The sequence below is a fragment of the Aeromonas sp. S18(2024) genome (assembly GCF_041402525.1).
GTDB classification, from domain to species: domain Bacteria; phylum Pseudomonadota; class Gammaproteobacteria; order Enterobacterales; family Aeromonadaceae; genus Aeromonas; species Aeromonas enteropelogenes.
In genome coordinates this window covers 17,722-31,484 of the sequence record NZ_JBGLQV010000014.1, presented here as the reverse complement: position 1 = coordinate 31,484, position 13,763 = coordinate 17,722, and the positions used below count along the sequence as shown (strand labels likewise).

At 59.2% G+C, this 13,763-nt stretch carries 17 protein-coding genes; all 17 read left to right on the top strand.

The genetic code is table 11. The features are described 5' to 3' along the window. The first annotated feature begins 27 nt into the window (after positions 1-27). The 17 genes from ACB034_RS18700 to ACB034_RS18620 all read left to right on the top strand — a co-directional run bounded on the left by ACB034_RS18700 (position 28) and on the right by ACB034_RS18620 (position 13,721). Positions 28-1,146, top strand: coding sequence for a chemotaxis response regulator protein-glutamate methylesterase (locus tag ACB034_RS18700; RefSeq protein ID WP_371173475.1), 1,119 nt, complete (start codon positions 28-30; stop codon positions 1,144-1,146). 2 nt (positions 1,147-1,148) lie between these two features. Beyond that, on the top strand, positions 1,149-1,886 hold the full coding sequence (locus ACB034_RS18695) for a flagellar motor protein (RefSeq protein ID WP_042024832.1): 738 nt from the start codon (positions 1,149-1,151) through the stop codon (positions 1,884-1,886). A 2-nt stretch (positions 1,887-1,888) separates the two neighbouring features. Next, the gene (locus ACB034_RS18690; RefSeq protein WP_371173474.1) at positions 1,889-2,806 is read left to right on the top strand and encodes a flagellar motor protein MotB; all 918 of its coding nucleotides are present in this window, start codon (positions 1,889-1,891) and stop codon (positions 2,804-2,806) included. A 4-nt stretch (positions 2,807-2,810) separates the two neighbouring features. Beyond that, positions 2,811-3,605 (top strand): ParA family protein, encoded by a 795-nt coding sequence (locus ACB034_RS18685; protein ID WP_026456541.1) that lies wholly within the window; start codon positions 2,811-2,813, stop codon positions 3,603-3,605. After that, positions 3,602-4,468 carry a chemotaxis protein CheW gene (locus ACB034_RS18680; RefSeq protein WP_224211304.1) on the top strand — a complete coding sequence of 289 codons (867 nt, stop codon included), beginning with the start codon at positions 3,602-3,604 and terminating at the stop codon, positions 4,466-4,468. Before ACB034_RS18685 ends, ACB034_RS18680 begins: the two co-directional genes overlap by 4 nt. A gap of 69 nt (positions 4,469-4,537) precedes the next feature. Beyond that, positions 4,538-5,026: a chemotaxis protein CheW gene (locus ACB034_RS18675; RefSeq protein ID WP_026456542.1), complete on the top strand. Its 489-nt coding sequence runs from the start codon at positions 4,538-4,540 to the stop codon at positions 5,024-5,026. A gap of 18 nt (positions 5,027-5,044) precedes the next feature. Next, positions 5,045-5,431, top strand: coding sequence for a DUF2802 domain-containing protein (locus ACB034_RS18670; RefSeq protein ID WP_371173505.1), 387 nt, complete (start codon positions 5,045-5,047; stop codon positions 5,429-5,431). Positions 5,432-5,596: 165 nt separating this feature from the next. Further along, positions 5,597-6,232, top strand: a complete 636-nt coding sequence (gene ccmA, locus ACB034_RS18665) for a cytochrome c biogenesis heme-transporting ATPase CcmA (protein WP_042024836.1) — start codon at positions 5,597-5,599, stop codon at positions 6,230-6,232. 4 nt (positions 6,233-6,236) lie between these two features. Next, positions 6,237-6,905, top strand: coding sequence for a heme exporter protein CcmB (gene ccmB / locus ACB034_RS18660; RefSeq protein ID WP_026456545.1), 669 nt, complete (start codon positions 6,237-6,239; stop codon positions 6,903-6,905). Positions 6,906-7,075: 170 nt separating this feature from the next. Next, complete coding sequence (locus ACB034_RS18655; RefSeq protein WP_026456546.1) at positions 7,076-7,816, top strand: heme ABC transporter permease; 741 nt, start codon at positions 7,076-7,078, stop codon at positions 7,814-7,816. A gap of 2 nt (positions 7,817-7,818) precedes the next feature. Further along, positions 7,819-8,025: a heme exporter protein CcmD gene (gene ccmD / locus ACB034_RS18650; RefSeq protein WP_005298845.1), complete on the top strand. Its 207-nt coding sequence runs from the start codon at positions 7,819-7,821 to the stop codon at positions 8,023-8,025. Next, positions 8,022-8,513 carry a cytochrome c maturation protein CcmE gene (gene ccmE / locus ACB034_RS18645; RefSeq protein WP_026456547.1) on the top strand — a complete coding sequence of 164 codons (492 nt, stop codon included), beginning with the start codon at positions 8,022-8,024 and terminating at the stop codon, positions 8,511-8,513. Before ccmD ends, ccmE begins: the two co-directional genes overlap by 4 nt. 76 nt (positions 8,514-8,589) lie before the next feature. Then, on the top strand, positions 8,590-10,545 hold the full coding sequence (locus ACB034_RS18640; RefSeq protein ID WP_042024837.1) for a heme lyase CcmF/NrfE family subunit: 1,956 nt from the start codon (positions 8,590-8,592) through the stop codon (positions 10,543-10,545). After that, on the top strand, positions 10,542-11,072 hold the full coding sequence (locus tag ACB034_RS18635; protein WP_371173473.1) for a DsbE family thiol:disulfide interchange protein: 531 nt from the start codon (positions 10,542-10,544) through the stop codon (positions 11,070-11,072). The genes ACB034_RS18640 and ACB034_RS18635 overlap by 4 nt, the downstream gene beginning before the upstream one ends. 11 nt (positions 11,073-11,083) lie before the next feature. Beyond that, positions 11,084-11,563, top strand: coding sequence for a cytochrome c-type biogenesis protein (locus ACB034_RS18630; RefSeq protein ID WP_371173472.1), 480 nt, complete (start codon positions 11,084-11,086; stop codon positions 11,561-11,563). Next, the gene (gene ccmI, locus ACB034_RS18625; protein WP_371173471.1) at positions 11,560-12,825 is read left to right on the top strand and encodes a c-type cytochrome biogenesis protein CcmI; all 1,266 of its coding nucleotides are present in this window, start codon (positions 11,560-11,562) and stop codon (positions 12,823-12,825) included. The genes ACB034_RS18630 and ccmI overlap by 4 nt, the downstream gene beginning before the upstream one ends. Positions 12,826-12,908: 83 nt before the next feature. Next, positions 12,909-13,721 (top strand): VacJ family lipoprotein, encoded by an 813-nt coding sequence (locus ACB034_RS18620; protein WP_185378277.1) that lies wholly within the window; start codon positions 12,909-12,911, stop codon positions 13,719-13,721. Positions 13,722-13,763: the final 42 nt, after the last annotated feature.

The following is a 13,763-nucleotide window of genomic DNA, read 5'->3' as shown; positions in this document are numbered from 1 at the left end:
CAGCTCCGAGGAGTTAGAAAAATAACAATGGCAGTCAAGGTATTAGTTGTCGACGACTCGAGCTTCTTTCGCCGTCGAGTGAGCGAAATCATCGCTCAGGATCCCATGCTGACGGTGATCGATACGGCCCAGAATGGCCGTGAGGCAGTCGAGAAGGCGATGTCACTGCGTCCTGACGTGATCACCATGGACATCGAGATGCCCGTGATGGATGGCATCAGCGCGGTGCGGGAGATCATGGCCAAGTGCCCGACTCCCATTCTGATGTTCTCCTCACTGACCCATGAGGGTGCCAAGGCGACGCTCGATGCCCTGGATGCCGGTGCGCTCGACTTCTTGCCGAAGAAATTCGAAGATATCGCCCGTGACAAAGACGAGGCGGTCAGGTTGCTGCAACAGCGGGTAAAAGAGATCTCCCGCAAGCGTTTCATGATGAGTTCGGCAGCACGCCCGAAGGCTCCCGAGCCTGCGACTCGCAGCCCGCTGGGCGGGGTTGCTCTGGCTCGTGGCATTGAACGTCAGGCGGAGCCGACCCGCGCAGCTCCCGCTGTGGCGTTCAAACGCAGTGGCAAGAGCTACCAGCTGGTGGCCATTGGCACTTCGACCGGTGGGCCCGTTGCTTTGCAAAATGTTCTGACCAAGTTGCCAAAGGATTTCCCTCATCCGATTTTGCTGATCCAGCATATGCCGGCGACCTTCACCGCCGCGTTTGCTGCTCGTCTCAATGGGTTGTGCCAGATTGGCGTCAAGGAAGCCGAAGATGGCGACGTACTCAAACCGGGACATGCCTATCTGGCGCCGGGTGGCCGGCAGATGCTGCTGGAAGGCCGAGGTGCCGGCGCACGCATCCGGATTGTCGATGGCAATGACAAGGTCAACTACAAGCCTTGTGTCGATATCACCTTTGCCTCCGCCGCCAAAACCTATGCCGACAAGGTATTGGCCATCGTCCTGACCGGGATGGGTGCCGATGGCCGGGATGGCGCACGCCTGCTCAAAGAGCAGGGATCCACCATCTGGGCTCAGGATGAAGCGTCCTGCGTGGTGTATGGCATGCCCCAGGCCGTTGCCAAGGCAGGCATTGCCAGCGAATCACTCCCTCTGGACAAGGTGGCTCAGCGTATTCTGGTCGAGTTGGGGCGCTGATCATGGGCCTGCTCGGTCTGCTCCTTGCGCTGGGAGCCATTGCCATTGCCCAGGTTTGGCATGGTGGCTCCCTGCTTACTCTGGTTGACGGACCCGCGTTTCTCATCGTGGTGGGCGGCACAATCGGTGCCGTGACACTGCAGACTCCCGCAAAATACATCATGCTTGCCATCCGGCAGACGTTATGGATGTTTTCCCCGCCCCATCAGGATCTCGCAACCCAGGCCGAGCGGTTGCAATCCTGGGCTGCATTTGCCCGGCAACAGGGATTGTTGGCGCTTGAGAACCAAGCGGAGCAGGAAGAGGATGAATTTACCCGTCTGGGGCTCGGCATGATAGTCGATGGGGTCTCGACGGAAGATATCCGCATGTTGCTGGAGGCGGATATCGATATCGAACAGGAACGCAACGAGCATGCCGCCAGAGTGTTTGAAGCCATGGGGGGATACAGCCCGACTATCGGCATCATAGGTGCCGTCCTTGGGCTTATCCAGGCCATGTTTCATCTGGAAGAGCCGTCAGCGCTGGGGGCGGGCATCGCGGTTGCGTTCGTGGCGACAATCTATGGGGTGGGGTTTGCCAACCTGATCTATCTGCCGCTCGCCAACCGGCTACGGGCTTTTCATTATCATTACGCGCTGTTCCAGGAGCTGACCCTGGAGGGGTTGATTGCCATTGCCCATGGTGAAAACGGCCTGCAGGTTGAACGGCGCCTCAGGGCCTATCTGAAAGGAGAGTAGCCATGCGCAAGCGCTATCGGTTGCACTTGCAGGGGCGTGAACACCTCGATCGCTGGCTGGTCTCCTATGCCGATTACATGACGCTGATCTTTGCCCTGTTCGTGGTGCTCTACTCGGTCGCGCTGGTCAACAAGGACAAGTATCGCGCCGTCATCGATGGCATGAGCCAGGCATTCAGTGTCATGCAATCTCCCAAAGATGGTTTGCTGGAAGGACAAGGGGATTCACTGCTCTCCAACCCCGTTTCTGCGGCCCCCTCCATTCTGGATGGCGCCACGGCGCCAGCTCCGTCGCTTGCGCCTGTCTCGGGGGTGCCGGTACTGCAGGATGGTACCACACTGGCCAAGCTCGACCTGCAACTGCAGGAGAACATGGGCTCTCTGGTGGACGCGGGGATCGTCAAGCTGACTCAGGATGAAAACTGGCTGACCATCGAATTGAGTGCCGGGCTGCTGTTTGGCAGCGGTAGCGCCTTTTTGGGCACAAATGCGGCACCCGTCATCAATACCATTTCAAGTATTCTCAAACCGGTCGATAACTATGTGAGAGTCAGGGGTTATACAGATAACCAACAGATTCATAATGAAATTTTTCGTTCAAACTGGGCTCTCTCAGCCGCCAGGGCCGAAGCGGTACTGAATGGGCTGATTGCCAATGGCATTGCGCCCGAGCGGCTTGCTTTCGAGGCATATGGCGAGTTCTCACCGTTTGCCGACAATGGTAGCGAACAGGGGCGAGTGCAGAACCGCAAGGTGGTGGTGGCAGTATCCAAGTTTGCATGGGTACCGCCCGCACCGACCAAGGTCTCGCCGGTGACCGTTGAACCCGTGCCAGAGGTTCAGAAGGCGGTGGATGCAGGAGAGGTCAGGGTGATCGCCTTGCCCGGTGGCGGCATACGTATAACAACAAGGCAGGATTGATACAGTGATTGTTTGGACGGTTGCCAACCAGAAAGGCGGGGTGGGGAAAACCACCACAGTGGTTTCGCTTGCCGGGATCCTGGCCCAACGTGGCCAACGAGTGCTGCTGATTGACACCGATCCGCACGCCTCGCTGACATCTTATCTGGATTATGATTCCGATCGCCTGGATGGCACTCTCTATGAACTCTTCCAGTCGGTGAAGCCGACCGCCGAACTGGTCAATAAACTGACTCTCAGGACCAAGTTCGAGAATATCCACCTGTTGCCGGCCTCCATCACGCTGGCGACCCTGGACAGGGTCATGGGCAATCGGGAAGGGATGGGGCTGGTGCTAAAGCGGGCTTTGCTGCGCATTCAGGATCAATACGATTACGTGTTGATCGATTGCCCGCCCGTGCTGGGGGTCATGATGGTCAATGCGCTGGCGGCCTGCGATCGCATCCTGGTGCCGGTCCAGACCGAATTTCTCGCCCTCAAGGGGCTGGAGCGTATGATGAAAACATTCGAGATCATGCAGCGCTCCAAGCGGGACAAGTTCCGTTATACCGTGATCCCGACCATGTTTGACAAGCGGACCCGTGCCTCCCTGATGACCCTGAAATCGATCAAGGAGCAATACGGTGATGCGGTGTGGAACGCGGTGATCCCCATCGATACCAAATTCAGGGATGCCAGCTTGCTGCATATTCCGCCCTCCATCTATTCACCTGGCAGTCGGGGAACCTATGCCTACGAGACACTGCTCAACTATCTCGATGCCCTTGAACGGCAGCGGGCGCAGGAGGTGATGGCATGAGAGACACCATTCAAGTCCGTGCTATGGACGACTATTTCCACTCCCTGCTGCTGGATGAAGCCCTCTCCCTGGATGAGGCCGACGAGCCTGAGCTGGCTCCCGTGGTGCAACTGCAGCGTCAGAGTGTGGTTGAACCACTGGTTGAGGCAGCCCCTTATCTGGAGGCGGATGCACGCCTGGCCCAGTTGAGTGAATTGCTGGCGCAAGTGGGTCAGGTGCAGTTCGAAATTGACGCCCTGTCCCATGAGGAACCCGTCAGCGAGCCGCTTGAAATCGTCGCCGAAGAGTCCTTGCTGCCCGTCGAGCCTGCCTGGCCTGAAGAGGTGGTGGCTGTCGCAGAACCTGTGACCACTGTCATCACCGAGACGGCGGTGGAGCTTGCCCCCGAACCGGCCCCCGAGCCGGTCAGCTGGCAGAATATCGATAGCGGCAATGAGTTTCAGGCCCTGTTTTTCGAAGTCGCCGGGGTGACCTTTGCGGTTCCCCTGACCGATCTTGGCGGGATCCACCAACTGGGGGAGGTGACCTCCCTGTTTGGTCAGCCATCCTGGTACAAGGGGTTGATGACTTCCCGCGAGCAGAAGATGAATGTGGTCGATACGGCTCAGTGGGTCATGCCGGGTCAGCATCTTGAGATGGACGAATACAAGTATTTGATTATGCTTGGGCAATCCCCCTGGGGCCTCGCCTGCCATCATCTCAGGGGAACCGAGCTGCTGCACCGGGATCAGGTAAAATGGCGCCATCAGGCGGGCAAGCGCCCCTGGCTGGCGGGCATGGTCAAAGAGAAAATGTGTGCCCTGCTGCATGTCAGCGAATTGCTCCTGTTGCTGGAGCGCGGGGTAAACATAGAAGGTCGCTGATAACTTCTGCAATCGAGTTGTTTTATTGCTAGTTTTTAGCAGTAGACGTTTTTATAAAAGGAATAAAACATGACAGAAAAGCGCAATATTGCACAGAATCTGGCCGAAGATGAAGTGCTGCAATGGGTAACCTTCCAACTGGAAAACGAGACCTACGGCATCAACGTGATGCAGGTTCAGGAAGTGTTGCGCTATACCGAGATCGCGCCTGTGCCTGGGGCTCCGGATTATGTGCTCGGTATCATCAACCTGCGTGGCAACGTGGTGACTGTCATCGATACCCGTTCCCGCTTCGGTCTGCCGTCCGGGGATGTCAGTGAAAATTCCCGTATCGTCATCATCGAGGCTGAAAAGCAGGTGATCGGCATCATGGTGGACAGCGTGGCGGAAGTGGTTTATCTGCGTTCTTCCGAGATTGATGCCGCACCTGCGGTAGGGACCGAAGAGAGCGCCAAGTTCATCCAGGGTGTGAGCAACCGTGATGGCCAGCTGCTGATCCTGGTCGATTTGAACAAGCTGCTCTCCGATGAAGAGTGGGACGAGATCGGTTCTCTCTAACAAGAAGGTGATGTTTTGATCATTGAGATTGTTGCCTTGGGGTTGTCCCTGATTGCACTGGTGTTTGCCTGTTTCATCTGGTTCAGGAGCAAACGAAGCAAGCAGGAGTCCGAGGCCAGCGTGGCGGCGCTGCAGGGCCAGCTCGAGAGTCTGCGCAAGCAGATGATGGAGCTTCATACCGGGGCCATCGGCATGGGCCAGCGGTTGCAGTCGGTGGAAGGGGCAATGCAGCAGATCAACGATCGTCAGCAGGAGCTGACCCTGCAGGATCCGGAACGCCGGCTTTACAGCCGTGCCGCCAAGATGGTCGAGCTGGGCGCCGATATCGACGAGGTCATGAGCGAGTGCGAATTGCCGAAGGCAGAAGCTGAGCTCCTGATTTCATTACGAAAAGGGCGCTCTTGATGAGTCAGGAAGGCAACTGCCTTCCTGATTTGTTTTGGCCGTTTTTCTAAGCGTTTGTGGCGCGATCTTCGCCACAAATCCTGCTGATTATTGGCATCTTTGAAAAGACCCCCTCCAATACTGTGTTAATATGCAGGCCGCTTCTTTCCACCTGACAACATCCTCATGCTGCTTCAAGTCAACAATCTGAGCTGCGTGCGTGAAGATCGCACCCTGTTTGAACATCTCTCCTTTACGGTAGCGCCTGGTGATCTGCTGCAAATCGAAGGTCCGAACGGAGTCGGCAAGACCAGCTTGTTGCGTCTGCTGACCGGGTTGTCACAGCCATTTGCAGGCGAGGTGTGCTGGAATGGAGAGAACATTCGCCACTGCCGCGATGAATATCATGCCAATCTGCTCTATCTGGGCCACCATGCCGGGGTCAAAGCGGCATTGACACCGTTTGAAAACCTCAAGTTCTATCAGCAGTTGCATCACCCTCAGCAACAGGACAGCGACCTGTGGCAGATCCTTGCCCGGGTGGGACTTGCCGGTTTCGAGGAGAATCCAACTGGCCAGCTCTCTGCCGGTCAGCAGCGTCGGGTCGCCCTGGCCCGCCTGTGGCTGTGCGACAAGCCGTCACTCTGGATCCTGGACGAGCCGTTTACCGCCATCGACAAGCAGGGGGTCAAGGTGCTCGAGCAACTGTTCCTGACTCATGCGGAGCGGGGGGGCATGGTGATCCTGACCACCCACCAGGATCTCACCCTGATGCAGGGACGTTTGAAAACCCTGTCGCTGACCCCTCTGTTGCAGGAGTAAGCTCATGCTGCGTGCCGTTATGCACCTTATTCACCGTGAACTGCTGATCGCCTTGCGCCAGCGTTCCGATATTCTCAACCCGATCTGGTTTTTCCTGATCGTCATCACCCTCTTTCCCCTTGGCATAGGGCCGGAGCCCAAGTTGCTGGCCCGTATCGCTCCGGGGATCATCTGGGTGGCGGCCCTGCTGGCGGCCATGCTGTCGCTGGAGCGGCTGTTTCGCGATGATTTCAGCGATGGTTCGCTGGAGCAGATGATGTTGATGCCTCATCCACTCGGGCTGCTGGCGCTGGCCAAAGTGGTTGCTCACTGGCTGTTGACCGGCTTGCCCTTGCTGCTGATCTCCCCCTTGCTCGCCATCTTGTTGTCGCTGGACATGAACACCTATCTGGCGGTGGTGGCGACCCTGGCACTGGGTACTCCAGTACTGAGCCTGCTCGGCGCAGTCGGGGTAGCCCTGACTGTCGGTCTGCGCAAGGGTGGCGTCCTGCTCAGCCTGCTGATCCTGCCGCTCTATATTCCGGTACTGATCTTTGCAACATCGGCCATCGATGCGGCTGGAATGAGCTTGCCCTATGGCGGCCAGCTCGCTATTTTGGCCGCCATGCTGGTGGGGGCCCTGACCCTGACCCCGCTGGCGGTCTCGGCAGCCCTGCGGGTCAGCCTCAACTGACTTCACAGTTAGTCAGATTGCAGAAGTCCCGAATGGGACGCTGTTTGAAAAAATTAAGTTGCGGTGGATCAAGGAGAGGCTCGCTTATCGCTTTCGGGGTATTTGATGTAAACCCGTGACAGGTATGGTAGGCCTCGCCAAACGATTAATAACAAAAGGTTTTGTGAGCTATGTGGAAATGGTTGCACCCTTACGCCAAACCGGAGCGGGCCTACCAGCTGGCTGGTACCCTGTTGCCCTGGTTTGCGGTGATTAGTCTGCTCTCGTTTATTATCGGCACCATCTGGGGATTGGCATTTGCCCCCGCCGATTATCAGCAGGGGGATTCGTTCCGGATCATCTATATCCACGTGCCTTCCGCGATCCTCTCCATGGGGGCTTACTCCACCATGGCCGTCGCTGCCTTTATCGGACTGGTATGGCAGCTGCGCATGGCCGACATGACGGTGGCCGCCATCGCGCCGGTCGGGGCCGTGTTCACCTTCATCGCGCTCTTTACCGGTGCCGCCTGGGGCAAGCCCATGTGGGGCACCTGGTGGGTATGGGATGCTCGCCTCACCTCGGAGCTCATCCTGCTGTTCCTCTACCTTGGTGTCATCGCACTCTACAACGCCTTCAGCGACAAGGTGCTGGCAGGTCGCGCCGCCGGTATCCTGGCGCTGGTGGGGGTGATCAACCTGCCCATCATTCACTACTCGGTGGAGTGGTGGAACACCCTGCACCAGGGCGCCACCATCACCAAATTCGACAAGCCCTCCATTTCGGCCGAGATGCTGTGGCCCTTGCTCATCATGATCCTGGCATTTGCCACCTTCCTCGGGGCCTTGACCCTGATGCGTTTTCGTAACGAGCTCTTGATGCGGGAGTGGCATCGCCCCTGGGTCAAAGAGATTGCAGAGCAGGAGAAGTAAGCATGCACTTTGCCTCTTTCAGTGACTTTCTGGCGATGGGCGGCTACGCCTTTTACGTCTGGCTCTCCTTCGGCCTGACCCTGCTTTGCCTGGTCGGTATCGTCATTTCTACCCGTATGAAAACCCGCAGCCTGCTCGGCGAATTGCGCAGCAAGCAGGCACGCGAGGCCCGTCGCAAGGCGGCCCAGCAGATGGAGAACACCCTATGAACCCGAGACGAAAAAAACGCCTCACCATTATCCTCGCCATCACCCTGGGACTGGCGACCGTGAGCGGCCTGGTGCTCTATGCCCTCAGCCAGAATATCGATCTCTTCTATACCCCGAGCGAATTGGTTGAAGGGAAAGGACCGGACAAGATCAAGCCGGAAGAGGGGCAGCGTCTGCGCATCGGGGGCCTGGTGGTGCCCGGTTCGGTGAAGCGGGATCCCCAGAGCCTCAGGGTGGCCTTCCAGCTGGTGGACAACGGCGGCCATCTGGTGACGGTCGAATATGACGGCATCCTGCCGGACCTGTTCCGCGAGGGGCAGGGCATCGTCGCCCAGGGCACCCTCAAGGATGCCACCACGGTGGAAGCCTTCGAGGTGCTGGCCAAGCACGACGAGAACTACATGCCGCCGGAAGTGGCGGAAGCCACCAGCGGCATGCACTACAAGCCGGAGTATACCGACGCGCAATTGAAGGGCTCCAAGCAATGATCCCCGTCGCTTTCGTTTCATCGTTTCGTCTCCGTGCCCCTGTCAGGGGCACGGCTCACCAGAAAGGAACCCGTCCATGATCCCGGAATTAGGACAGTTTGCTCTGATCATGGCTTTTGCCACCGCCCTGTTGCTGGGGAGCTACCCGCTGCTTGGCGCAAAATGGGGCCGTCTTGGCATGATGTCGGCGGCTCGCCCGCTCGCCTATGCCCAATTTTTGCTGTTGTTGTTGTCGTTCCTCTGCCTGACCTGGGCTTTTATCGACAATGATTTCACCGTGCAGTATGTGGCCACCAACTCCAACAGCCGCCTGCCACTGGCTTATCGCATATCCGCCGTGTGGGGCGCCCACGAGGGTTCCCTGCTGTTGTGGGTGCTGACCCTGGGGGGCTGGACCGCGGCCGTTGCCCTGTTCAGCCGCCGTCTGCCGCTGGATGCGGTGGCGCGTGTGCTCGGCGTGCTCGGCCTCATCTCGGTCGGCTTTACCGCCTTCGTGCTGTTCACCTCGGATCCCTTCACTCGCACGCTGCCCTACTTCCCGGTGGATGGGCGCGATCTCAACCCGCTGCTGCAGGATCCCGGTCTCATCTTCCATCCTCCCATGCTCTATATGGGATACGTGGGCTTCTCGGTCGCCTTCGCCTTCGCGATTGCTTCCCTGATGACCGGGCGCCTCGATGCTACCTGGGCCCGCTGGTCCCGTCCCTGGACCATGGCGGCCTGGGTTTTCCTGACGCTGGGTATCGTGCTCGGCTCCTGGTGGGCCTACTATGAGCTCGGCTGGGGTGGCTGGTGGTTCTGGGACCCGGTAGAAAATGCCTCCTTCATGCCCTGGCTTGCGGGGACCGCGCTGCTCCATTCGCTGGCGGTGAGCGAGAAGCGCGCCACCTTCAAGGCCTGGACCGTGCTGCTGGCCCTGTCGGCCTTCTCCCTGAGCCTGCTCGGCACCTTCCTGGTGCGCTCCGGCGTGCTGGTGTCGGTGCATGCGTTTGCCTCTGACCCGACCCGCGGCCTGTTCATTCTCGGCTTCCTGCTGGCGGTGATTGGTTCCTCCCTGCTGCTGTTCGCCTTCAAGGGCTCCCATGTGAAGAGCCACGGCAAGCACGAGCTGTGGAGCCGCGAGACCCTGCTGCTCGCCAACAACATCATGCTGGTGGCGGGTCTGCTCACCGTACTGCTGGGCACCCTGTTGCCGCTGGTGCACAAGGAGCTGGGGCTTGGCAGCATCTCCATCGGGACGCCCTTCTTCAACCACATCTACAGCTGGCTGATCATCCCGTTTGCCCTGCTGCTGGGGGTTGGCCCGCTGTTTCGCTGGCGCCGTCAGGAGCTTGGCGAGCTCAAGGGCAAGGTGATCCTGGCCCTGCTGCTGAGTCTGGCCGCCGCCTTGCTGTTGCCGCTCGCTTTTGCCGAGGCGTTCAAGCCCTGGGCTGCGGTGGGCATTGGCCTGGGTGTCTGGATCATCGTCACCAGTGCTCAGGAAACCTGGGCCCGTGCAACCCACAAGCACAGCTTTGCAGTCGGCGTGCGCCGCCTTGGCAACAGCCACTGGGCCATGATCCTGGGTCACGTGGGCCTTGCGGTCAGCATCATCGGCATTGCCTGTACCCAGAACTACAGCATCGAGAAGGACCTGCGGATGCAGGCCGGAGACAGGGTGCAGTTTGCCGATTACGAGTTCGTCTTTACCGGCATTGCCGAAAAGAACGGCCCCAACTACGACGGCTTCAAGGGCGTGCTGGAAGTGCACAAGAACGGCAAGCATGTCGGTACCCTCAAGCCCGAGAAACGGGTCTATACGGTGAGCCGCATGCCGATGACCGAAGCCGCCATCGATGCCGGCGTGACCCGGGATCTCTATGCCGCGCTCGGCGAGCCCCTCGACAACGGGGCCTGGGCGGTGCGCATTTACTATAAGCCATTCGTTCGCTGGATCTGGTTCGGTGGCGTCTTCATGGCCATCGGTGGCGTGCTGGCGATGCTCGACAAACGCTACCGCTTCGGCCGTCGTGAAGAGGAGGTGAAAGCATGACTCGCAAGACCTGGCTGTTTCTGATCCCCTTCGTGGTCTTCCTGTTGGGGGCTGTGTTCCTGTTCAAGGGGCTCTACTCCGATCCCACCAAGCTCGAATCCGTGATGGTGGGCAAGGAAGTGCCCGAATTTACCCTGCAGGACATCTACGATCTCGACAAACGGTACGATCGCAACATCTTCAAGGGGCGCCCCATGCTGCTCAACGTCTGGGCGACCTGGTGTCCGACCTGCTACGGTGAGCACACCTACCTCAAGCAGCTGGCGGGGCAGGGGATCACCATCGTCGGCATGAACTACAAGGATGAGCGGGACAAGGCGATCAAGTGGCTGAAAGAGCTCGGCAACCCCTACCAGATCAACCTGTATGATCCCGATGGCATGCTGGGGCTGGATCTGGGGGTGTATGGCGCGCCGGAAACCTTCTTCATCGACAGCCAGGGGATTATCCGCTACCGCCACGTGGGGGACATCAATCCCCAGAACTGGGCCTCGACCCTCAAACCCATCTTTGATGCCATGAAGTGAGGGCGCCCCGGATGAGAGTATTGATTGTATCCCTGTTGTTGCTGCTGGGTCTGGGCGTGCAAGCCCCGGCCATGGCCGCCATCGATGTCTACACCTTCGACAACGACAATCAGGAGCAGGTATTTCGCGAGCTGACCAAGGAGCTGCGCTGCCCCAAGTGCCAGAACCAGGACATCGCCGACTCCAACGCCGGGCTGGCCAAGGATCTGCGTGACAAGACCTACCAGATGGTGCGCGAGGGTAAGGACAAGGAGGAGATCGTGGACTACATGGTGGCCCGCTATGGCAACTTCATCCTCTACAATCCGCCGTTGATGGCCTCCACCCTGATCCTCTGGCTTGGCCCCCTGCTGGTCATCGTCATCGGCCTCGTGGTAGTGGTGATGCGCAGCCGCCGTCCCCCCGTGGCCGACAAGCAAGTGGATAATCACCTGAGCGAAGAGGAGCAGCGCCGCCTGGCCAAGCTGCTCAAAGAGGAAGAGAAACAATGACCGCCTTTTGGATAGTAATCGCGGCTCTGCTGGTGCTGACGAGTCTGGCGCTGGTACTGCCCCTGTGGCGCGGCGAGGGCAGGCAGAGCATCAGCCGTTCGGCCCTAAACAAGCAGCTTTATCGTCAGCGTCTGCTCGAAATTGGCGAAGAACGGGAACAGGGGGTGTTGGCGGAAGAGCCGGACTCGCTGGTCGAACTGCAGCGCAGCCTGCTGGACGACATTCCCGACGTGGAGCAGACCGCCCGTGGCGGCAAGAGCCTGATCTGGATCCCCGGTGTGCTGGTGCTCCTTATCGTGAGCCTGGGGCTCTACTACAAGCTTGGCGCCTGGCAGGAAGTGGCCCGCTGGCAGGATGCCAGCAGCCGCATCGGCGAGCTCAGCAATCGCATTCTGGTGGAGCGCAATGCCGAGGTGACCGAACAGGATCTGCTGGACTTCACCCTGGCCCTGCGCACCCGCTTGAAAGACGAGCCGAACGATTACCGCGGCTGGCTGCTGCTGGGTCGCCTGTCACTGGATGGCAACGATCCCGAGATGGCCCGTGAGGCGCTGGCTCATGCTTATGATCTGGCACCCCAGAAAGCCATGGTGGCGGTACCTTACGCTCAGGCCCTGATGATGACCGGGGATGAAGCCCAGGCTGATAGTCTGCTGAAGGCGGCTATTGCCGAGGAGCCGGGCAATATCGAGGCGCACTCCGTCTATGCCTTCATGGCGCTGCAAAAAGAGGATTTCCAGACCGCGCTGGCGCGCTGGCAGACCATGTTGCCGCTGATGGAAAAAGGGACGCCTCGCTATGTGATGGTGGAGCGCTCCATGGAATACGCCAGGGCGCAGCTCAAGGCGCGTGGCATCGCGGCGGCGCCAGTAGCCGAATCTGCCAGGCAGGCACAGGCTTCCCAGAGCCAGGTGAAGGAGGGAGAGTTCCCCCTGCACATCACCCTGGCCGAGGGCATTCAGTTGCCGCCTGATGCCCATCTGTTCGTGTTTGCGGTGGTGCCCAACGGGCCGCCCATGCCTATCGCGGTGAAGCGTATCGCCGGCCCCACTCTGCCTCTTACCCTCTCCCTCGGGGACGGGGATGCCATGATGGAAGGGAGCAAGCTGGAAGCCTATCCCGAGCTGCAATTCAAGGCGCGTCTCTCTCGTGGTGGCAACGTCATGAACAAGGAAGGGGCCTTCGAAGGGGTCTCTGCTCCGGTCAAAACGGCGACTATCCCATCAGCGCCGATTGACATCCGTATCGATCACGCCCTCTAATATACCTCTCTACCCGGCTCCCATCATGGGAGCCGGGTTGCCTATAATTCTGATTAATCAAAATAAAAATCTAGGACTTCCATATGTATCTGCGTTCAGGGGCCGTGCTGGCAGCCCTCTTGATAACAGGTTGCGCCGGCGGGCCGCCCAAGCCCGGCCCCGAGAGCCTGGATCTCGATCCCGGCATGAATGTGCCGGGTGCAACCAGTACGGCAGCCGATCCCCGCGATCCCTTCCAGGGGGCCAACCGGGCGATGTGGGCGGTCAACTACGACGTGCTTGAGCCTTATGTCGCCCGTCCCGTGGTGCATGCCTACGCCAACTATGTACCCGAGCCGGTCAAGGTTGGCATCGAAAACTTCGTGGAAAACTTCAACGAGCCGAGCAGCATGGTCAACCACCTGCTCTCGGGCGATCTGAAGGGGGCGGGCACCAACCTGGGGCGCTTTACCCTCAACACCACTGTGGGTCTGCTGGGTATCTTCGATGTGGCCAAACACGCCGGGCTTGAGCGTGACAAGCTGGAGCTCTCCACCGTGTTCGGGCGCATGAACATTGGCGAGGGGGCCTATGTCATGGTGCCCGTCTATGGCCCCACCACCACCCGCGAGATAGTGGGGGATACCATAGACGTGCTCTACTTCCCCTATGCACTGCTCACCTTCCCGCTCAAGGTGGCCCACTGGGCGCTGGATGGGCTGGGCTCCCGTGCCAAGCTGATCGATCAGGAGCGGATCATCGACAACGCACTCGACCCTTATGCCCTGACCAAGGACTTCTATCTGCAATACAACGAAAACAAGGTCACGGGTAGCCAGGGCGGCGTCCCCAAGCAGGATGAAGCCAGTGGCGATGATGCCAATCTGGACGAGTATCTGGATGAAATAGACCAGTAACTGCACATGCTGGAACACATGTACAAAAGAGGGCGCCTGCAG